Annotated in this window: 19 protein-coding genes and 2 pseudogenes; 10 read left to right on the forward strand and 11 right to left on the reverse strand. The window is 60.8% G+C overall.

Translation table 11 applies throughout. From position 1 onward, the window contains the following. Nucleotide 1 precedes the first annotated feature (1 nt). Entirely contained in the window at nt 2–850 is an 849-nt protein-coding gene (locus CBM2588_RS04715; protein WP_115679583.1) for a dioxygenase family protein, read from the forward strand. 12 nt (nt 851–862) lie between these two features. Here CBM2588_RS04715 and CBM2588_RS04720 read toward each other — a convergent pair whose 3' ends face one another. Next, nucleotides 863–1,717, reverse strand: coding sequence for an IclR family transcriptional regulator domain-containing protein (locus CBM2588_RS04720; RefSeq protein WP_115679584.1), 855 nt, complete (start codon nt 1,715–1,717; stop codon nt 863–865). Nucleotides 1,718–1,805: 88 nt separating this feature from the next. Between CBM2588_RS04720 and leuC the strand changes: the two genes are divergently transcribed. The 6 genes from leuC (at nt 1,806) to CBM2588_RS04750 (ending at nt 6,840) form a co-directional block, all read left to right on the forward strand. Then, nucleotides 1,806–3,221: a 3-isopropylmalate dehydratase large subunit gene (gene leuC, locus CBM2588_RS04725; protein ID WP_115679585.1), complete on the forward strand. Its 1,416-nt coding sequence runs from the start codon at nt 1,806–1,808 to the stop codon at nt 3,219–3,221. Between the two features lie 19 nt (nt 3,222–3,240). Beyond that, the gene (leuD, locus tag CBM2588_RS04730) at nt 3,241–3,879 is read left to right on the forward strand and encodes a 3-isopropylmalate dehydratase small subunit (protein ID WP_115679586.1); all 639 of its coding nucleotides are present in this window, start codon (nt 3,241–3,243) and stop codon (nt 3,877–3,879) included. Between the two features lie 54 nt (nt 3,880–3,933). Further along, entirely contained in the window at nt 3,934–4,926 is a 993-nt protein-coding gene (locus CBM2588_RS04735; protein ID WP_231942098.1) for a Bug family tripartite tricarboxylate transporter substrate binding protein, read from the forward strand. Nucleotides 4,927–5,071: 145 nt separating this feature from the next. Continuing rightward, the gene (ycaC, locus tag CBM2588_RS04740) at nt 5,072–5,698 is read left to right on the forward strand and encodes an isochorismate family cysteine hydrolase YcaC (RefSeq protein WP_115679588.1); all 627 of its coding nucleotides are present in this window, start codon (nt 5,072–5,074) and stop codon (nt 5,696–5,698) included. A 428-nt stretch (nt 5,699–6,126) separates the two neighbouring features. Then, complete coding sequence (locus CBM2588_RS04745) at nt 6,127–6,375, forward strand: hypothetical protein (RefSeq protein ID WP_147298395.1); 249 nt, start codon at nt 6,127–6,129, stop codon at nt 6,373–6,375. 156 nt (nt 6,376–6,531) lie between these two features. Then, entirely contained in the window at nt 6,532–6,840 is a 309-nt protein-coding gene (locus tag CBM2588_RS04750; protein ID WP_115679590.1) for a hypothetical protein, read from the forward strand. A 51-nt stretch (nt 6,841–6,891) separates the two neighbouring features. Here CBM2588_RS04750 and CBM2588_RS04755 read toward each other — a convergent pair whose 3' ends face one another. The 8 genes and pseudogenes from CBM2588_RS04755 to CBM2588_RS04785 form a co-directional block, all read right to left on the reverse strand. Beyond that, nucleotides 6,892–8,895 carry a phage integrase family protein gene (locus tag CBM2588_RS04755; protein WP_115679591.1) on the reverse strand — a complete coding sequence of 668 codons (2,004 nt, stop codon included), beginning with the start codon at nt 8,893–8,895 and terminating at the stop codon, nt 6,892–6,894. A 51-nt stretch (nt 8,896–8,946) separates the two neighbouring features. Continuing rightward, nucleotides 8,947–9,513 carry a hypothetical protein gene (locus tag CBM2588_RS31000; protein WP_231942099.1) on the reverse strand — a complete coding sequence of 189 codons (567 nt, stop codon included), beginning with the start codon at nt 9,511–9,513 and terminating at the stop codon, nt 8,947–8,949. Nucleotides 9,514–9,657: 144 nt separating this feature from the next. Then, nucleotides 9,658–10,059 (reverse strand): annotated as a pseudogene (locus CBM2588_RS31525) (TniQ family protein); the annotation flags it as partial. Beyond that, nucleotides 10,037–11,011, reverse strand: coding sequence for a TniQ family protein (locus CBM2588_RS04765; protein ID WP_115679593.1), 975 nt, complete (start codon nt 11,009–11,011; stop codon nt 10,037–10,039). The pseudogene CBM2588_RS31525 and the gene CBM2588_RS04765, both read right to left, overlap by 23 nt. Before the next feature lie 14 nt (nt 11,012–11,025). Further along, a complete protein-coding gene (locus CBM2588_RS04770) occupies nt 11,026–11,886 on the reverse strand; it encodes a TniB family NTP-binding protein (RefSeq protein ID WP_115679594.1) in 861 nt (286 codons plus the stop codon). Then, nucleotides 11,883–13,712 (reverse strand): Mu transposase C-terminal domain-containing protein, encoded by a 1,830-nt coding sequence (locus CBM2588_RS04775; protein WP_231942100.1) that lies wholly within the window; start codon nt 13,710–13,712, stop codon nt 11,883–11,885. Before CBM2588_RS04775 ends, CBM2588_RS04770 begins: the two co-directional genes overlap by 4 nt. Before the next feature lie 106 nt (nt 13,713–13,818). Beyond that, on the reverse strand, nt 13,819–14,451 hold the full coding sequence (locus CBM2588_RS04780; RefSeq protein WP_147298396.1) for a TnsA endonuclease N-terminal domain-containing protein: 633 nt from the start codon (nt 14,449–14,451) through the stop codon (nt 13,819–13,821). Nucleotides 14,452–14,612: 161 nt separating this feature from the next. Then, the gene (locus tag CBM2588_RS04785) at nt 14,613–15,029 is read right to left on the reverse strand and encodes a helix-turn-helix domain-containing protein (RefSeq protein WP_115679597.1); all 417 of its coding nucleotides are present in this window, start codon (nt 15,027–15,029) and stop codon (nt 14,613–14,615) included. Nucleotides 15,030–16,268: 1,239 nt separating this feature from the next. On the opposite strand from CBM2588_RS04785, the gene CBM2588_RS04790 reads away from it, so the two are divergent. Next, nucleotides 16,269–17,420 carry a CaiB/BaiF CoA transferase family protein gene (locus CBM2588_RS04790; protein WP_115679598.1) on the forward strand — a complete coding sequence of 384 codons (1,152 nt, stop codon included), beginning with the start codon at nt 16,269–16,271 and terminating at the stop codon, nt 17,418–17,420. Between the two features lie 306 nt (nt 17,421–17,726). Here the strand turns inward: CBM2588_RS04790 and CBM2588_RS04795 are convergent, their stop codons facing one another. Further along, on the reverse strand, nt 17,727–18,389 hold the full coding sequence (locus tag CBM2588_RS04795) for a DUF2889 domain-containing protein (RefSeq protein ID WP_115679599.1): 663 nt from the start codon (nt 18,387–18,389) through the stop codon (nt 17,727–17,729). Between the two features lie 29 nt (nt 18,390–18,418). Further along, nucleotides 18,419–18,898, reverse strand: coding sequence for a YybH family protein (locus CBM2588_RS04800; RefSeq protein WP_231942101.1), 480 nt, complete (start codon nt 18,896–18,898; stop codon nt 18,419–18,421). A 385-nt stretch (nt 18,899–19,283) separates the two neighbouring features. On the opposite strand from CBM2588_RS04800, the pseudogene CBM2588_RS04805 reads away from it, so the two are divergent. Then, nucleotides 19,284–19,563, forward strand: a pseudogene (locus CBM2588_RS04805) (2-isopropylmalate synthase); the annotation flags it as partial. Nucleotides 19,564–19,632: 69 nt separating this feature from the next. Next, entirely contained in the window at nt 19,633–19,728 is a 96-nt protein-coding gene (locus CBM2588_RS31340) for a hypothetical protein (protein ID WP_231942160.1), read from the forward strand. The last annotated feature ends 16 nt before the right edge of the window (nt 19,729–19,744 follow it).

The following is a 19,744-nucleotide window of genomic DNA, read 5'->3' on the forward strand; positions in this document are numbered from 1 at the left end:
CATGAGCACCCAGGACAACTACACCCTGCAGCGCGCGCTGGCCGCCATGTGCACCGGCGCGCCAGGCTCGGACCCTGCCCTGCAGGCGCAATTCGGCGTGGCGCTGCGGCATTTCCACGCCATGCTCGACGAGCTGCAGCTGACCGATGCACAGCTCTACCGCATTGCCGCCTGGCTGGGCCGGGTGGCCGCGCAGGATGAGCTGATCATGCTGTGCGACATGATGGGCCTGACCATGCGCGCGCTGGACCTGGCGCGCACCGGCGCGCAAGCCACGCCGCAGAACGTGACCGGCCCGTTCCCCAAGGACCAGGTCGCCGAAGGCAGTAACCCCTGCCACCTGGCGACGGCGGAGGAGCCCGGGCAGCGGCTCGAGGTGCGCGGCCGCGTGCTGGATGCGCGCACGGGCCAGCCGGTGCCGGGGGCGACGCTGATCGTGTGGCAGCCCAACCAGTTTGGGCGCTACGAAAACGAAGACGACTCGCAGTCCGAAGACAACCTGCGCGGCAAGCTGCGTTGCGATGCCGAAGGCGGCTTCCGGATCTTCACGGTGCGGCCGGGCGGCTACATCATCGGGCGCGAGGACACCGAGGTCGGCGTGCTGATGCGGCGCCTGGGCCGCAACCGCCAGCGCGCGCCGCATATCCACTACCGGGTGGTGCAGCCGGGATACCGCACGCTGACCTCGCAGATCTATTTCAAGGGCGACCCCGCCAACCCGGTGGACTGCATCTTTTCGACCATCGACGACCATATCGTCGAGGTCGGACCCCATCCGGAGCGAGACGGCTACCAGCTGTTGATGCTGGAGGTGTTGATCGAGCCCGAGATCGCGCCAGTGGCGGTCTGAGTCGTGCGCAGCTCAGGAGGCCGCCAGGATCGAATGCGCCAGCGTGGGCGCGCGGCGGATGGCGGCCTCGATCATCGCGGCCGCCTCGCGCAGTGCCGGCAGCCGTGTCGCGACCAGCTCGTCGGGGCTGGTGCGCTCGGTCTCGGTGGAGCAGTTGATGGCGGCGATCACGCGCTGCTGGGGGTCGCGCACGGGCACGGCGATCGACAGGACGTTGAGCTCGAGCTGGCCTTCCTGGACCGCATAGCCCTGTTCCAGCGTGCGTGCCAGCGCCGCGCGCAGCGCATCCGCATCGCTGAGCGTCTTCGGCGTGAATTTCTGGAACGGTGCCTGGTCCAGGACCTTGTTCTGCTGGGCCTTGGGCGCATGGGCCAGCAAGGCAAGGCCGAGCGAGGTGCAATGCACCGGCAGCCGGTAGCCGACCGAGGCGCGGAACGCGATGCGGCGCTGGCTGGGCACATGCGCCAAGTAGACCACGCTGTCGCCGTCGAGGATGGCGAGCGAGACCGAGTCGCGGAAGCGCTCGGCCACTTCCTGCAGGAAGGGCTGGACGATGTCGCGCAGGTTCATCGAGCTGAGGAAGGCGGCGCCCAGCGACAGCACCTTGGGCAGCAGCACGAAGCGCCGCCCGTTGGCGCCGATGTAGCCCAGTGCCTGCAGCGTCAGCAAGGCACGGCGCGCGCTGGCGGGCGTCATGCCGGTGGCCTGGGCGACTTCGCTCAGTGTCATTTCCGGCGTGGTGTCGGTAAATGCCTGGATCACCGCCAGGCCGCGCGCCAGCGCCGCGACGTAGTCGCGGTGGCCTTCTTCGAGCTTGCGCGGGGTGTCCTGGTCGGCGGGGGCGGTGGGTTTGGCGGCGGACGTCATGCACGCATTCTATCCGCAACGTCCAGGCCGGAACAAAAGGCGGGCCGGCGTGCCGCGGCACTGAATTGAGGACAAGCAAGGAGACATCATGACCGAACCCAACCGCCCCGCAAGCCTGCTCGACAAGCTCTGGGCCAGCCACGTGATCCACCAGGAAGCCGGCGGCCCCGCACTGGTCTATATCGACCGCCATCTCGTCAACGAGGTGACCAGCCCGCAGGCCTTCGAAGGGCTGCGCCTGAACGGGCGCAAGGTGTGGCGCGCCGCCTCGGTGCTGGCCACCGCCGACCACAACGTGCCCACCACCGCGCGCAGCCAGGGCATCGCCGATCCGGTGAGCCGCGCGCAGGTTGACGCGCTCGACCGCAACTGCGAGGAGAACGGCATCGTCAACTTCGGCATGGACGATCCGCGCCAGGGCATCCTGCACGTGGTGGGGCCGGAGCGGGGCGCGACCTTGCCCGGCATGACCATCGCCTGCGGCGATTCGCATACGTCCACGCACGGCGCGTTCGCGGCGTTCGCGTTCGGCATCGGCACCTCGGAAGTGGAGCAGGTGCTGGCGGCGCAATGCCTGTGGATGAAGCAGCCGAAGTCGATGCTGGTGCACGTCGAGGGCGAGCTGGGCAAGGGTGTTGCCGCCAAGGACATCGCGCTCGCGCTGATCGGTCGCATCGGCACGGCCGGCGCGACCGGCCATGTGATCGAATTCGCCGGCAGCACCATCCGCGGCCTGAGCATGGAAGCGCGCATGACGGTGTGCAACATGGCGATCGAGGCCGGCGCGCGCACCGGCATGGTAGCCGTGGACGAGACCACGCTGGAGTACCTGCGCGGACGGCCGCAGGCCCCGCAGGGCCGGATGTGGGACGCGGCCGTCGAATACTGGCGCACGCTGCGCAGCGACCCCGGTGCGACCTTCGATGCCGTGGTGGAGCTCGACGCCGCCACCATCCGCCCGCATGTGACCTGGGGGACGTCGCCGGAGATGGTGGTGCCCGTCGGCGAGCGTATTCCCGATCCGCGCGACGAGCGCGACCCGGTGCGGCGCAAGGGCATCGAGGCGGCGCTTCGCTACATGGGCCTGCTGCCGAATACGCCGATCGAAGCGGTCGCGGTGGACAAAGTCTTTATCGGGTCGTGCACCAACGCGCGTATCGAAGACCTGCGCGCCGCGGCGGAAGTCGTGCGCGGCCGGCATGTGTCGCCGCGCATCCGGCAGGCGCTGGTGGTGCCGGGCTCGGGGCTGGTCAAGTCCCAGGCCGAGGCCGAGGGGCTCGATCAGGTCTTTGTCGCGGCGGGCTTTGAATGGCGCGAGCCGGGCTGCTCGATGTGCCTGGGCATGAACGACGACCGCCTTGCCGCGGGCGAACGCTGCGCATCGACGTCGAACCGCAATTTCGAAGGCAGGCAGGGACCGGGCGGGCGCACCCACCTGGTGAGCCCGCAGATGGCGGCCGCGGCCGCCGTCGCGGGCCACTTCGTCGATGTCCGCGCGTTGTAACAGCAGAGGAAGCCGAGCAATGAAAGCCTTTACCACCCTCGATGGTCTGGTCGCGCCGCTGGACCGCGCCAATGTCGATACCGATGCCATCCTGCCCAAGCAGTTCCTGAAATCCGTCCGGCGCAGCGGCTTTGGGCCCTACCTGTTCGACGAATGGCGCTACCTCGACCACGGCGAGCCCGGGCAGGACTGCAGCACGCGGCCGCTGAACCCGGATTTCGTGCTGAACCAGCCGCGCTATCGCGGCGCGTCGATCCTGCTGGCGCGCGAGAACTTCGGCTGCGGCTCCTCGCGCGAGCATGCGCCGTGGGCGCTGGAAGACTTCGGCCTGCGCGCGCTGATCGCGCCCAGCTTTGCCGACATCTTCCACAACAACTGCCTGAAGAACGGCCTGCTGCCGATCGTGGCGGCGCCAGAGGTGGTCGACCGCCTGTTTGCCGAAGTGGCTGCCACGCCGGGCTACCGGCTGAAGGTAGACCTGGCCACGCAGCAAGTCATCACGCCGGCCGGTGACGTGGTCCCTTTCATGCTCGACCCGTTCAAGCAGCATTGCCTGCTCAACGGGCTGGACGATATCGCCCTCGCGCTGCGCCATGCCGCGCAGATCGACGCGTACGAACAAGCGCGGCGGCAGCGCGAACCCTGGTTGTTCAACTGAACGGAGATCCGGCCGCACGAGCCGGAGCGCCTCACAACGACAGATGGAGACATGATGGACCGGAACACCCACATCCCTCGCGCACTGTGCGCCGCCGTGCTCGGCCTGGCCTGCTGCGCCGGCGCAGGCACCGCCGTGGCACAGGCCTATCCCGCACAGCCGATCCGCATGGTGGTGCCCTACGCGCCCGGCGGCACGACCGACATCATCGCCAGGCAACTGGCCCAGCGCATGTCCGAAAAGCTGCGCCAGCCAGTGGTGGTGGAGAACAAGAGCGGCGCCAACACCGTGATCGGCGCCGACGCGGTCGCCAGGGCGCAGCCCGACGGCTACACGCTGCTGCTGACCAACGACGCCACCTTCGTGCTCAATCCGGTGGTGCTGCCATCGGTGTCCTACAACGTCGCGCGCGATTTCGCGCCGGTGGCGGCGATCGGCTACGTGCCGCTGGTGATGGCGGTATCGGGCAGCCTGCCGGTGGACAGCGTGAAGGAGCTGGCGGCTTATGCCAAGGCCCGCCCGCAGGCGCTCAGCTACGGCTCGTTCGGTGCCGGCAGCCAGCCGCACCTGATGGGCGCGCTGTTCAACAAGCTGGCCGGCACGGACCTCGTGCACGTGCCGTACAAGGGCTCGGCGCCCGCGGTCGCCGATGTCGTTGGCGGACAGATCCTGATGACGTTCCCGGCGCTGCCGACGATCCAGAGCTTCGTCGCGGCGAAGAAGCTCAAGGTGCTGGCGGTCAGCGGCGACAAGCGCACGCGCGCATTGCCGCAGGTCCCCACCTTCGAAGAGGCCGGCTACAAGGAGATGAATATCTCCGCGGTCTATGGCGTGCTGGCGCCGGCCAAGGTGCCGCGCGCGGTGGTCGACAAGCTCAATGCCACCATCGGCGAAATCCTCGACGAACAGGATTTCGTGGAGAAGCACTTCGCGGCGCAGGGGATGGTGCCGATGAAGCTGACCCCGGAACAGTTTGCGCGCTACATCGAAACGCAGACGCAGCAGACGCGCAAGGTGGTGGCGTTGTCGGGGATCAGGGTCGAGTAGGCGAGGCCGCGCCGCATGGCGCGCCACAGTCCATGCCGGTTCGCTCTTTCCCGCTCGCGGGGCGGCAATGGATGGCAACGCCAGTTGCGCAAGATTTTCACACGCGTGTCCGACCGAACCGGACGCGCATTCAAAGGAGCGAAAGATGAGCAAGACCTACAAGCGTCTGGACAAGAGCCAGGCAGCGGTACTGATGGTGGATCACCAGGCCGGCCTGCTGTCGCTGGTGCGCGACATCGAACCGGACAAGTTCAAGAACAACGTTCTCGCCATGGCGGATCTGGCCAGATATTTCAAGCTGCCGACGATCCTGACCACCAGCTTCGAGGACGGGCCCAACGGGCCGCTGGTGCCGGAACTGAAGGCGATGTTCCCCGATGCGCCGTTTATTCCGCGCCCCGGGCAGATCAACGCGTGGGACAACGAGGACTTCGTCAAGGCGGTGAAGGCAACCGGCAAGAAGCAGCTGCTGATCGCCGGGGTGGTGACCGAAGTCTGCGTGGCGTTTCCGGCATTGTCGGCGATCGAAGAAGGCTACGATGTGTTCGTCGTGACCGATGCATCCGGGACCTTCAATGAGGTGACGCGCGAATCGGCGTGGCGCCGCATGGCCGAGGCCGGCGCCCAACTGATGACGTGGTTCGGCGTTGCCTGCGAGCTTCATCGCGACTGGCGCAACGACATCGAGGGGCTGGGGACCTTGTTCTCCAACCATATTCCCGACTATCGGAACCTGATTACGGCGTACACCACCGTGAAGGGCGGCAAATAACATCACGCCAGCCATCGGCTAAAGCACGCGAAAGGTGGTGCCGGGCAGGCCAGCAAGCTGGCGCGCGCAGCCCCGGCGTGCGCTGGCCGATGGCAAGGCAGTAAGGCATTATTCTCTGGCGATGCGGCGCGATTCCGATTCGCGTCGCATCGTCTGATATAGCGCGATGATCGACAGCATCGCCCGGGGCGGCATCCTCCGCCCCAGATCTCCAAGTGCGCTGCTGTCGAGATTCATCCAATGCTGAACTGCCGTGCACGCGGATACGCCGTTTCCGGGCGATTGACTCATTGAGTCTCGTACCGTTCCTTCACACAACTTTGGATTTTACGGTGTGTGCTTCATTCAATCCTGAACTTTCCGGCCAAGAGGCAAGGAGTCGTGGTGGCCCTTCGCCAATGTACAAAGCAATGTACACTGGAGCAGCCATGATTGATCCAAATACGTTGGATGCTGCCTCGCCTGCCGAGGAGGAACAATTCTTTGCCGTCTTTGAGCATATGCTTGCCAACGACGATGGAGCAGAGGCCGCGCGCCACCTGAGGGAAGGTCGTGCCATCTTCATATCGGATCCGCGCTACCCTGGCCGCGCGGTACGCGAGCATCCAGACGGCAGGCGCGAGCTAATGCGACTTGAGATAGCCAGCGGCCACTTGGTGGTAGAGAGAGCCATCTGATATTGTCGCGGTTTGCTTTGCTAATTTATTGTAAGGGCAGTGTCGCGCACACTGGTAGGCCCGATGCCTGCCGGCCTCGCGTCTAGTTGACGCCGCCGCTGATCCTAATGGGAATGAAGTTGTCTTTGTGGCACTTACGGGTTGTGAAATCAGACCATGACTAAGTCCAATAAGAAGCGGCCCTCAGAGAAGCTTTCGCCATTTGCCCAAGCGCGCGCGCAGGCCGACTTCCTTTTGGGCATTGCCGCTTCGAAGGAAGAGCCCAGTCTCAAGATGGTCCGCATTGGGCGCCGCAAGAAGCGACTGGACGACGTAAAAGCCGAATTGAACGAGGCGCGTGCCCGCGTCGAGGCGCATTTTGCTCGGCTGAACACGGAGACAGACGCTATCCGCAAGCGCATTGACTCAGCCCCGCAGCAAGACGTGGAACTGCCATTCAGCGTAATGGCAGGGGAGCGTCGGTAAGTTCCAGCACTGTCTTCGGCAGCCCTCCAACTCGGCATTCCCTCCTCACCTCTACGTGAGCAGCGCCTCATCAGTCTCATAATCGGAGAGAAGTTTTTCGACTTCCTTCAACTGGCGTCTATAGTCGGCGTGGAGGTAAGCCGCTGTAGAGGCCAGACTGGCATGCCCAAGATTGGCCCCTATGAATTCGGCCGGCGTTTCCGCTTCGGCCGCGTGGCAGCCGTGTGTATGGCGCAACCAGTGCACGCTGGCCCGGCGCAGTTGCGGGCTACCGCTGGTGCCCTCTTTTGTGCGTGCATCAAACGCCCGCGTAAAGATGCTCTTATAGAGCGCAGCCACTGCGCCGTGGGTAAGCGGAGTCTCGCCTGAAAGCGACGCCAGTAGCGGCGCTTCGGCCGGCCATGACGCAGGCGCGGCGCTTAGCCCCCGACTGGCCAGATATACGACCAACGCGTCGAAGAGCGCCGGAGGGAACGGCTCATACCGTACTCTTTGTCGCCTGCCCACTACCTTAAGCATCCAGGCACCCTGCTGAGTATCATCAAATGCGCAGTGCTGTAGGTCGCCCAGGCGAGCGCACGTGAGCTCGGCGAGGCGTAGGCCGGTACCATAGGCGAGCCATAGCGCGAATCTCGCCCGTGGGCGAGCTTCCTCCGGAACTGCAGGCAGGCCGTGGTTCAGAAGATCGCTCCACTGCTGGCGGCTCAAACTACGCTGCCGCGGGTCCTTCACTGCGGCTTGAGGTTTCGGGGCCCCATCAAACGGGTTGGTGTAGAGGTAGCGCTGACGCGCGAGCCAGGTGCACATACTGCTGAGTATCGCAAATGACGTAGCTTGGCTGGCCGTTGAAAGCGGCCCATCAAAGGGACGCCAGTCAGCGTGCCAGCGCGGTATCCGTCGCGTGGCGACCCAGCGCTCGGACGGCTGCGGATCAGCGAGGAATTTGACATAGGCGGCCACATCGCCGGTCGTTAGTGATGACAGGGGCTTTCCTTGCTCGATGATTGCCCACTGCAGGAAGCGCTCCGCTTCTTTACGCCGCGCACGCTGGGTGTGGGCGCTGGTTCCTTCGAGGCCTGCCCAGAGCCGGATAGCGTCGTAGTCGTTGCTGGCGCCAATTCGGTTCAGTTCTGCTGGCGCGCGGTTGGAGCCGGCGGTGCCATCGAGCGCGGCCGGAGGCCGGTAGAATTCTAGTGGTGCCACCCCGGTGTTAGGGGTACGTTGTGCGGCTAATTCCGTGGGCCCAAGGCTACGCAGAGGCCGACGCCCGACGAGTGTGAGGGAGCGCTCAATGGTGTCAGCATGCCGGTCTAGCCAGCAGACGAGGCGCTGAGCGGTTTTCTCGCCTAACCGTGGCACCCGCTTGAACCAGAGATACCCGTGCATATTGATGTAGTCGACCAGCTCGCCCACCGTATTGAGGGAAGCTTTCGCAAGTCGCTCCGCCACGCGTGGACCAATCCATTCGACCCAGCCAGCCAGTTGATGCCGTGTCAACGGTGACTCGGCGAGAACCTTGGCCAATTCATTTAAAGCGGTAAACTGACGCCGTCGTATGTCCGATTGTCGGCGTGTGCGGCGTACAGCGTCGTCATCTTGTGAAATGGGGTCATACGCTTCGCGATAGCTGATAAGCAAATCCATTTCGCCCAGTGCCCCATCCGGATCAAAGCGCGCGCGGAATTCCTCCAACGTTGGTAGCCCTTTTGCCCCTGCCGGGACGGCATGCGAACTATGAAGCGACCCTCGCAGTAGCTTTACCGCCTTGTGTCGCCCCAAGCGCGCAGCCGCCATGGAAATTTCGTCACGAATGGCGCGCAGTGCCTCGCGGGGAGACACGACCTCCGCCGGCTCTAAGTATCGGTCGACAAGCTCTTCTATTGGCAAGCCTTCTAGGTACCCGCGATAGACTGCGAAATGCTGCTGACACAGCCTTCGCCGGACGCCATCCGATACGATGCTCGGTGGGGTCTCGTGGTCGCTCTGGCATTCGACCGGCTGTTGCCTGTTACCATCATCCGATTCCATTGGAGCGAGAAGCGTTTGAGGGGACATGTGGCCTCCATCTCAGACGTTGGGTAGTCGGTGTTAGATGAGCGAAGGAAGTCAAAGACGATCTTTGAACTTTCTTGCAGGGCTTTCTTGGCGAAGCGAACTGGCATTCCAGCATGCCTCCCGAAACTGCGAGCTGCTTCGCTTTCTCCCCTTTCTCCCCACCCTGCAAAGACTTGAGAATGTCACCTTCTTATTTCCTAGGAAATGGTAAGCGGATACCAGGCGTGACATGAAGTAACTAAATCGATTCTGCTCGACGTATTCGCTACAAGCGTCCACCGTTGCAGCGGAGTCGGCGAGATACGATTTATAAAAAGTGATATACGACTCGACCGTATAGTTACCGTTGAATCTATTTTTTCGTTCGAGGTCGTAAGCCTCTGTGACTCTTTTTTCCAATTCCGCAGCGGTATAAGAACGCTTTTGAGAAGTCCACATGGCGAGCCAGTGTGTTTTATATTCGTTGATCGATGAATTATTTTCTCGTAGCCATATAAGAAACTCCAGTGGCACCTGCACGTGAAGGCCGCTAAGAGTTAAGGATCCGCTGCGTACGGCAGATAATATCGCATACTGCAGGCTGATTTGATTCTTGTTGATTCCGATGGTGGAATTCACCTGCCTCGATTCAGCCACCATTGACGACTTACACTCGGGACACTGGCCGATCGCTGGAAGCCTCTTCCCCGCGCGGCCACGCGATGAAGTAGCGCAGCGAAGGGGTGCTCCGCAATGGGGGCATCCGTGGAGCAAAGGTGTCAGGTGAGCGGGGCAGACCATCCAGTCCCTGAGCCGCCAACCGTTCCGCAGGTATGGAATAGGATCGCTAGCAAGACACTCGGGACAGTATCGATATGACGGCGCCTTGGCATTGTCGAAAGTCAGCAGCTTCTTTAACGATGGTTGCAATTGAACGGCGTGAAATGCATCGGACAGTTCCCGTAGGCGCTTCGGAGAAACACACGTACCAGATCCGATTCGGCATATATGATCCCGATCCGACGTGATATCTGGGTCGCGAACTGGATTCATCCCGAGAGAGGTCGTGAGAGCTTTGTAGCTTATGTCGTGAAACTGGCAGACACGTGCAATCCAGGAGGAAGCGGACTCGTCGGGGAAGGGGTACGGGACACAAAGAATGCTACGGAATCGGGTCATGATCATCCTCGAATAAGGAAAACTGTCGATTCTTCTTGACCAATCTAGGTATGGACGGCGAAGCGGAGAGTACTTGTAGGCGGGAACCGAGAGAAGAGATCAGCGTTGCGTCGGCTGGTGTAGTGACGTCATCGTAAAGATTGCAAAGGGCCTTGCCGACAAGCCGCATTCGCCGCGCAGGGTACGAACTCGAGATTGCCGCCGACAGTCGCTCGTAAGCCAGGCACGCGACGACACTCGCGTCGACGGTCTGTAGTCTTCGATTAGTGCTTTTCGGGTGCTCATCAATTTGCATGTCGTCTACGATTCCGAAGATCCAGATCAATCGGACAAACGTGTCGATACTCACGTTGCAAAAGCCCTCCGGGAACGTGTTGATAGACGGCGCGGACACATCAACGTGACCAGATCCAAGCAAGTACTCGATTTGACCGCTCACCGACAACTCGCGAGTATCTGCTGGTCTCGCGCCTTGGTGTTCGTCAGTCAGTCGTAGTCCGCATTCGCAAAGATCGATGCTTGGTCGCCTCCATAGGATTGGTCGCGAGCACACGCACCGATCAATGAGGCGAACCCCATGAAAGACGCATGCGGTCAAGAGCGAAACGGACCACGCAGCGCGAGCTCGACCATGAAGTCGCACGCAAACTGGACAAAGTTGCGGGCGGGCCTGTCGCAGCAGATAGGTTTTCAAGAACAGGTGGCCAAGGAAGTACGCGGCTTGGCTCCCACCGCGGAAATGACGAACTACAAAGGCATTTCGCAGCGGTTCAGGTGGACAGCCAAACATGAAGGCGATGGCGTTGATTGAGCTCGCGGGAAGTGAAAGATGACCTGGCGATGCAAGATGTCGTGCCAGGTCATGAAACGTGAGCCCATTCATGGTCGCCATCCGCAAGGCGTATCCCATTCCATCTTCGCCGAGTGCAATTTCTTCTTGCTTAGGAAACGGACTCATATGCGTTCGGAGGCTCAGTCAAAGGGATTGTCCTTGGTAGAGCCGTTGCCGAATAAGCGTTGGAAGGCAAGTTGAAGATGTTGTCGTTCCACCGCGCTACGCTGAGCGTCAATGGCGATCATTGCACTTTCCATGATCAACGACTTCAACGTGCGCATAACACCCTGCGTGGCTTTGAAGACCAAGTTTGCGTGCGTCGTCAAGACGGTCAGATCCACCAGGTCTCTTGTGGCGGATGCAAAGCCACCTAACACACCTCGCCAGTTCTCATCGTTCTTGAGATCTGGCATGGTGAAAATGGACGCGATTCGAGTCGTCAGTTGCGGATCGGCCCGTTCTATGGAACGCAGCACCTCCGTCCCAGAAAGGAGTACGGGACGTTGAGTTACGGACATCAGTCGCTTGACCCAATCGACGATGGCGGCGCGCACCTCATCCTTTCGCGAGAGAAAGACGTGCTGAAATTCGTCAATGACAATGAGTAGGATGTCGTGCTGCTCGATCGCAGCCACCAGGACGTTGAAGAGCACTGCATTAGTCTTTCGTCCAGTACGAGGAGAAATGACATAGTCAAAGCTTGCCAGAAGATCCTCCTGGATTTGAGCCACCGTGGGAGCTTCCTTAAGCGAAACAACCAGCACGCTTTGCGGCCGTAGGTATGGCCAACCGCATTCATTTCTCTGAACAGATTCGATGAGCAGAGTTTTTCCGGCTCCAGAGGGCGCGATGATGCAGGCACCGAATGGATGACGTAGGTTGTTTCCCAGCTGAATGATCCGGCCAACACCCTCTAGAGCACCTTTGAACGCTGGATGATGGATGCGAATGTCGCTGATGCTGACACCGACCTGTATGGCTTTTGCGCTGTAGCTCATGGCTGAACTCCGGTGAAGACTTCAAAACTCGGGATTGCCGCTTCTGCTACCGCTGGGTCATCGTCGGTGACGACATGCATTGGCGCTTGATTTCCGGGATGGTGTGGCCACGAAACAGAACTTAGGCCCTGAAGGAGGCCTAAGTCGCGTGAGCTCTTCTTGAGCCTCTTTCCACCACGGATAGCGTTCGCCCAGTGGTCTTGGAGTTCCAGCCGCGCCTTTCTTAGGGCTGTCTCCGCGTTACGTAATGTGAGCTTATTGCCCGCAGCCCTTCGAATAAGCTTATGCTGTGTGAGCGTCAGGCCAGAGGCGTACTCTTCATCCCGCGCTCCCACGGTGATCCAGCTGCCGGTACGGGGATCTTGGAGATAGACGTGCCCCAGATTGTATGGGTCATACTTGACGTTGGCCTTGAAATTCACCCCGATTTCCCTTCGAAGGGATACCAGCTCGTCGTTTGTGTATCGCAGGTATTGGCGCACGATTCCACCATGATCCACCGTTGCGGTCGTGCCTACGCCGGCCATAACATCAAGACACGTCGTGTTGTCTAGCAATGTTGGCGGCGGGCAACTATCAAGACCCTCCAGGAAGAGGTCGATTGGCCGCGCCAACTTCCGTTCGTTTATTTCGAACGGATGTACGTCAACGATCCACTTGAGGATGCCGTAGCAGAGATCGCTGAATGTTATGCACGCATCCTCATTGGGATTGAACGGGTCCGGTCCCAATCCAGGCTTCCTTGGACGACCGTTTGCGGGTAATTGACGGGTCAGTTCTCCAAGGCACCGCTCAACACTAGGTTTGAACCAAGGCATACGGACTGGACAGTACTCAAGGTCCATTCCGAGGTCCATTGCTATGTGCTGAAAAGGCGAAGTATGACCTGCGAGGCTGTTGTCCAAGCAAAGGGTTTCCCACCCGCCCATAGCGTGCCATGCGTTAGACAGTGAATGTACTGCTGTAATCTTGTCTTTGGGTTGTATGGCGATCTTGATGCACTGGACCATTCGCCCGACAGTCTCGCCTTCAAAGGAAATGAAAAATCCAAGGATGTAGCCGCTATATGTACATACGATCAATGTAATAACTGGCCGGCCTAGCGGTAGAATGAATCTATCGTCAATGACGGTCGCGTCCATCAACGTGTGATCTATCTCGACCCGTTCAAGTGGGCGCGTTGAGGCCTGGCCGGGCTTTGAATACCGCCATTTGGCCCGAGCCCTTGCCGCTCCCAAGCGGATTCTGTCTCGGTCGAATGGGGATGTCTCGAGAATGATACGGCGGACAGTAGACAGGCTGACTTCGGGATCGGCAGGCGTTTGCGATTCGGCATTGGCCTGACTAAGCGCTTCGATGACTCGATCATGAGCTGTTCGCATGGAGCAACCATTCTTAACGAAGTAGTGCTTCGTAAGAATTTGCTCGACAACGAGTCTGATGTCGCGGCGAAGCCTTTTCGACGTGCGGCGTTTTACATTTTTTGAAACCAAACTAGCCGGATTTTCTCCGCTCATCTCGTAGTCGCGCATCCATTGCATAACCACTGAATCTTTTGGCGGATCGTCGTCATTAAGTAGGATGGAGCACGAGATAATGGCGTCCGAGATGCGAGAACGTTGCCCTTTTGTAAGGCCGATTTTTCGCATGTGTCTTACATAAGCGTATTTGCGCTCGAGATCTGCCTTATACCGCTCCGGTAGGGTCGAACTGCACATCAGTGCCCGGTCAGGCCGACGTTGCATGCTCATCATCGGCGTATCGGCGTCTCGAACGACCGTCAGCTTCCCCTCCAGGATATCCGCCGAAAGCTTGGAGATCTTCATTCGACGAATCGCTCGCGTGGCTTGGTTCTCGAGTTGAACGACTCCGCCATCAAGGAGTCGGTGAACCCGCCATTGCGCCTGCCCATTCTGGACGATCAGTCCGCAATCAAGTCTGTACACGGACATGGTCGTCTCCGAGTGGATATACAGGGTCGGACTCACCCATACCTAGCATCGCATTCAATCGAAGGCGCCGGCGGCCAACTAGGTGAAGGATTGCGTGCAGCGGCACGTCGGCTGTCTTTGCCAAATTGCCAATGCCAATGCCGTCAGGGTGGCCGGTCGCGACTTCCTCAATTCGAGCCAAGGTCGCGGCTGTAATCTGACCGCGCGCATGTCGTAAGAGGATGCTGGCACGTTGGTGACGGCCGTTCTTGTGAATGTGCTTGTCCGTTGCGAGGGCGAAGGAGTATCCACGATCAAGCAAGATTTCCTTGGCTCGTGCCAGCCGTGGCTTGTTCCTGGCACTGGCCGCATAGACTTCTGGCTTTACCTCAACGACAAGCTTCTGATGTGGACCGATGAGCAGGAAGTCGGGAACGTATTTGCCCAGATCTCCAAGGTCAACGAAGAACGGCTGATGGGAAATCGACGAGACTCGCAGATCCAAGAGGGCGAGTCGAACGAAATCGCGCTCCAAGAGGCTTTCGTACTCGATCGCTGTTGGCTGGAACCATGAACACGCAATACGCCCGACTCGCCGATGCGGCGAGCGCGTGACTACCTTTCTGGCAGGCATTTGTCCTCTCCGGGGAATAGGCTTCCCTCCTTCCAGGCGGGGAAGCAGGATGAGGACTTGACAGGTGGGAGAACGCGTTCGATACTGACTGTGCCACCAGAGGTATCGAAAGATATCTCCACGCCGCCTAGTCCTCCGGGGTTAGGTGGCGTTTTTATTTTCTACATTGGAGTCTCCTTGACAGCTTCCGGCGCCCGGTTGACGCAGGCGATTGTTTGTCTGTTGCGTTGGAACACTTCCAACATTGCCGACAGGGCTTTCGCGTCGGCCGGAGAGAGCGTGGGTAGTACCTCGGAGAATTGAGCGCACAAGCGATACGCTGCTGCAGGCGCACCGCGTGGTGGAAGGTTGAAGTGCCGCGACATTTCAAAGGCTTCGCGAAGGCTAGCTTCTTCCTCGGGGCCTAGATTCAAGACCTGGACGATTCTGTCTACTAGGTCCACTTCCTTCGGAAGCTTGGAGCCGCATTCGAGAGCCGAGACGTACGCCTGGCGGTAGCCCAATCGTGCTGCGAACTCGCCCTGCGCCAGTTCGAACCTCGCACGCAACGTTCGTAGAGCTATGGAGAATGGGCTCATTGGAAAGAAGCTGAATTGATCTCCGCTAAGACTAAGAAATCAACACGCCATTTTCAAGAATATTTTTCTTTGGCGGCTGGCTGGGGTGAGATCGATTGCGCGTATTTTTTTTGCATGCGTACATAAATCGTATGCAATGAAAAAATATATTGGCGATGATGAAATGTAAAGTAAAAACAAGGGGTTGGGCTTTAAATGGGTATAGTGTGTGCTATACATTTTTCCACGCCAGCCGTTGGTGAGGCATTTCGGTTAATTTTATATCATAAGTTCACGGAACTTCGCTGATTGATTGATTGTGCCGGAGTGGACGGAAAAATCTAGCTTTGCAGAGCTGGAATGGGCGCATGTAGTGCACTGACCTTGGTGGGGGACCCGCGTGGCTCAGTTTCCCGGAAAGTGCATGGTGCCGATAGCAGCACATTTTCTGGTCGAGGGACAAGAGCTGCGGCAAACCGGTAGTTCAGGCTAGTGTGGGCGAACTGTTGCGTCATAAGCGCGGGCCATACGCCTGTACGCTTCGTATGGCAGGTCGTTGAATCGCGCCGCGGCGAACTCTAGAGCGATATTGCAGCGGGTGCCGTCGCCTGCATGATCAAGGGCGGCTTGCGACCCGTGTGAGACCTCCAACTTCCGCGAGACGAACGGCGCCTTTGGCACTAGATTCGGCCGTCGGACAGGGACCGAGCAACTTAAGAATGGCCGACTTCAGGCGGCCAAGCGGTGAGCGCCGGAAGGCGCTACCAATCTCGACCATTCGGAAATGGATGTATTGGGTCGAGGCACGATCGCGCGTTGTCTCAATGGCACGCGACACGTGCTTTATGTGCGCGCGTGTGCAAGGGCGTGCTGCGGCTGCTTAGGTGAAGGACGGAAACTGTTGCCCACGCTCAATAGACAATTCAAGTTCCTGAACTCATTGCGATAGACCTCCACGCAGATTCTCTTCTTCACCCGAGGGGATTACATCCGGCGACCACGTCGTGATTCCTGCAAGCCTTCCATTTCAACGGAGTCGGTAGCGGAGTAGGAAAAAAAGAGGGGAAAGCTGCACTCTGGTCAATCGCCCACGGTGTAGTTCCTGCCGAGATGACGCAACTAGAGGTGTACTCGACGATGCTCTCGTTTCGATCCACGCGAATCGCGGTTTCGGAAAAGATCAGTTGGCGAGACAGCCTCACACCCCTACGATCCAAGCAGATGCAACACAGAACTATCAAAAGAAGGAACGTATCAGCAATGCATGATTTGCCTCTCGATGGTGTGGTCGTGGTTGAACTGAGCGACAGCGCCTCTGCGCCGTTTGCCGGCCAGATCCTTGCAGCCCTCGGTGCGGACGTCTGGAAGATCGAGCGGCCGACGGGCGATTCTGCGCGCGGCTGGGGGCCGAGCAAATGGAAGGGCAGCGGCGCGGCCTTCCATGCCATCAACCGCGGCAAGCGCTTCATCAGCCTTGACATCAAGGATCCCGGCGACCTGGCCAAGCTGCACCAACTGATCGCGGAGCGCGCCGACGTTTTCTTCCACAACCTGCGGCCGGGCTCGGCGGCGCAGTACGGGCTCGATGCCGACAGCCTGCGCGTGACCAAGCCAGAGCTGATCTGCTGCGAAGTCGGCGCCTTCGGCCACAAGGGCCCGCTGAACACCGCGCCGGGCTATGACCCCCTAATGCAGGCGTTCGCAGGAATCATGAGCATCACCGGCGAGGAGGGACAGTCGCCGGTGCGTGCTGGGGTGTCCATTGTCGACTTTGGCACAGGTATGTGGGCCGTGATCGGCATTCTTGCGGCACTGATGCGCCGGCAGAAGAAGCACGTCGGCGCGACCGTCAGCAGCTCTCTGCTGGAAACCGCGATTGCCTGGATGTCGATCGGCGTGGCCAACTACAACGCGAACGGCGAGCCGGGCTCGCGCCATGGGTCTGGCGTCGCGTTCATCGTGCCGCATCGCGCCTACCGGACCGCCGACGGCGACTTGATCGTCAGCTGTGCCAACGATGCGCTGTTCGTCCGGCTTTGCGAGACCCTGGAGCGGCCCGAATGGGCGCGTGACGAGCGCTTTGCCACCAATGCGGGGCGCCTGTGTAACCGCGCGCTGATTGACCGACTCATCGGCGAGCGCCTGGCCGAGCATCCGCGAGCCTACTGGCAGGAGCGGCTAGGCGCCGCCGGGCTACCGTGCGCCCCGATCCAGACGACGGAGGAACTAGTGCACCACGCGCAGACGGAAGCGCTGGGCATCATCGGGAAGCCGTCAGACGATGAGCTTGCTGTCGTCGGCTTGCCGCTGTCGTTCAACGGCAAGCGTCCGCCGCCATTGTCGGCAGCGCGGGAAATCGGCCACGACAACGCAGACCTTGAGGTCCTGATCAAGCGGCCCTCCCAGGCTTGATGACTACGACGACATATAACAACGGAGAGAGAAGCATGCCCAGTCCCGATCGAGGCAATCCGAGAGATGTCGGATGCTTCGAGCCGGGGGCTGATCTGCCGCCCCGGCCAGGTCAGCATACCGATAGCGTGCTGGGCGACGGGCTGCATATGAAGGCGCAGCAACTCGGCGCACTGTACTCGTCGGAGTTCACGTGACCAGCCACTGGCCATCTGCCTCGATGCAATCAACCGCTAGGGTAGACGTTCTCCGCATTGGCAAGTATTGAAGGGGAGGTCCCCCTTGCACGACCGCCCGCGTCGGTGCTCACTCGGCATCGGCTGGGCTGGTGCTTGCCGGAGCCTTGCCGGAGGCGCGGTAAAAATCCGGTGCCCACCGCCTGATCACTTCCCCGTCTAGGCGCCAACCGACGCACTTGTCCCAGTGCGGCTTGGGCGATGTCGCCACCGGAGGCCTGACGCGGGGTTCGGGCAGGGCGTCCCATTCCTGGCGCCGCGCTTCGCCGCCCACGGTCTGGTAGGCCACGGTACCGAGATTCATCAGCAGTTCGCGCAGATGCGTGCAGCCCTTGATGCCGCCCAACGTACTTTCGAGCGTCTTGCGCCAGCCGCGCGCAATGCTCGCGCCAACCAGGCCTTGCAGCGGCGGCATGCCCGCGGTGCATTCGGCAAAAGGGATGGAAGGCAGTGCTGCTGCGACGGCCCGGACGGTATAGGTGTCGTCCAGCGTGAGGCGGACCTGCATGTGGTGTATCGGCACGTCGGGCGGTTGCTCACCGCGTTCCCAACTGGGCCAGGGCGTGGTCTTGCAGTCCTTCATCTCGCCTTCGATGTCCCACAAGCCGTCGTCACGGCGAAAGCCTTGCATGATGACGTCGCGGGTATGCAGGTGGCGTCGTGATGCCGGTGGCGGCAATTCGCAGGCAGGCGTTGGCGCGGTGCGGGCGGCGTGCGTTTGGTCTTCGTGCATCGGGCCTTCTCGATGAAAGGGAGCGCCGGCTATTGGATAGGCGGTGCTTCCGGTGTCGGGGAAAAATGGTGCTGCAGAATCTGCCACACCCCCAGGCGCCTGACCAGCACCCACGTCGTCCGCAGTGCCAAGGCGGTCTCGCTCCCGTCGGCGAGCACAAAGCGGAAGTTTGCGTGCCCCTGCGCCAGCAGCGTATCCTTGCCAAGCTCAACCAAGGTCTGGTCGACCAGCGACATGGATGCCGAGCGCAGCGTCTCGGCATACGAGGCAAAGTACCCTAGGATCGCCGCCTGGCCCACGGCGTGGCCCGGGCGGCCCCCGAAAAACAGGGCTTCGGGCGCGTACAGCGCGGCAAGCGCGTCGGCGTCCCACGTCAGCGCGGCGGCGTTCCAGCGGCGCTCAAGGTCTTGCAGGGCGGCATGCACGCGCGAGGCGCTCGTGCTAGTGGCGTGGTGTTCGATCATGGTTGCCATGTCATTGCCTGGCGCGGCCCGGGCGATCCCGGTCATGCCTTTCTTGCGGCGTTGCGGGCAATGCTACGACGATGACGCCCGCCAGCTCAACCGAAAAGGAGAGGAAGTTCCGTACCTTGGAATGCCACGGCGCACCCCCTCGCAGCATGGGTCGGGGTGCGACCGGCTCCGGCGGTCGCCCCGCTGCGGCTGCAGCGCTAAGGGGCACGTGTTTGCCGAGATGTTTCAAAGTACGGGAGAGTTCGCGCAACACCATTGGTTATCCGCCGCCGCTGCAGCATAGTGAAGCCGTGCATGCCGGAAACGGTAGCTGTTGTCTCCATGCTCGCCTCCGAGCGAGCTTATGCCCCGACTGGCTTGCCGCGGGGCTCCTTTTTTTGTTCGCGCCGTTGGCGCCACCGTCGACCAAAGGCCTTCCTTCATGCTGAGGCAACCTGCCACCAAGTACCGTCTCTTTGCCCCGGTCCACTTTGCTCGACCGTACCTGGCCGGACGCAGTGCTGATCCGCCCGCCGGCCTGGTGCAGCTTGGATCTGCGCAATGACAACCAGGCGTTGATCGAACCGATGGACATCGAACGCAAGCTGCGCATGTTCAGGATGCTGGTGCAGACGGGCGTCAAGGAGATCGAAGTCGGCTTCCCGTCTTCGTCGCAGGTCGAGTTCGATTTCGTGCGCAAGCTGATCACCGGCGAGAGCATCCGCGTGTTGGACTTGGCGCCGGCGCAGGCGTACCTCAAGCTTCGCATTGGCGACTCTACACTGTGCGGCGTGGGCATCGACTCTGACATCCTGTCGGCGTCGTTGAAGGCGATTCTCTCGGGCCTGCAGCGCGCCATCGCTGGCGCCGCAGCCCGAACGCGCTAACCGCTGAAGGCCGCGC

This window comes from Cupriavidus taiwanensis (genome assembly GCF_900250075.1).
In the GTDB taxonomy this organism is placed as follows: domain Bacteria; phylum Pseudomonadota; class Gammaproteobacteria; order Burkholderiales; family Burkholderiaceae; genus Cupriavidus; species Cupriavidus taiwanensis_C.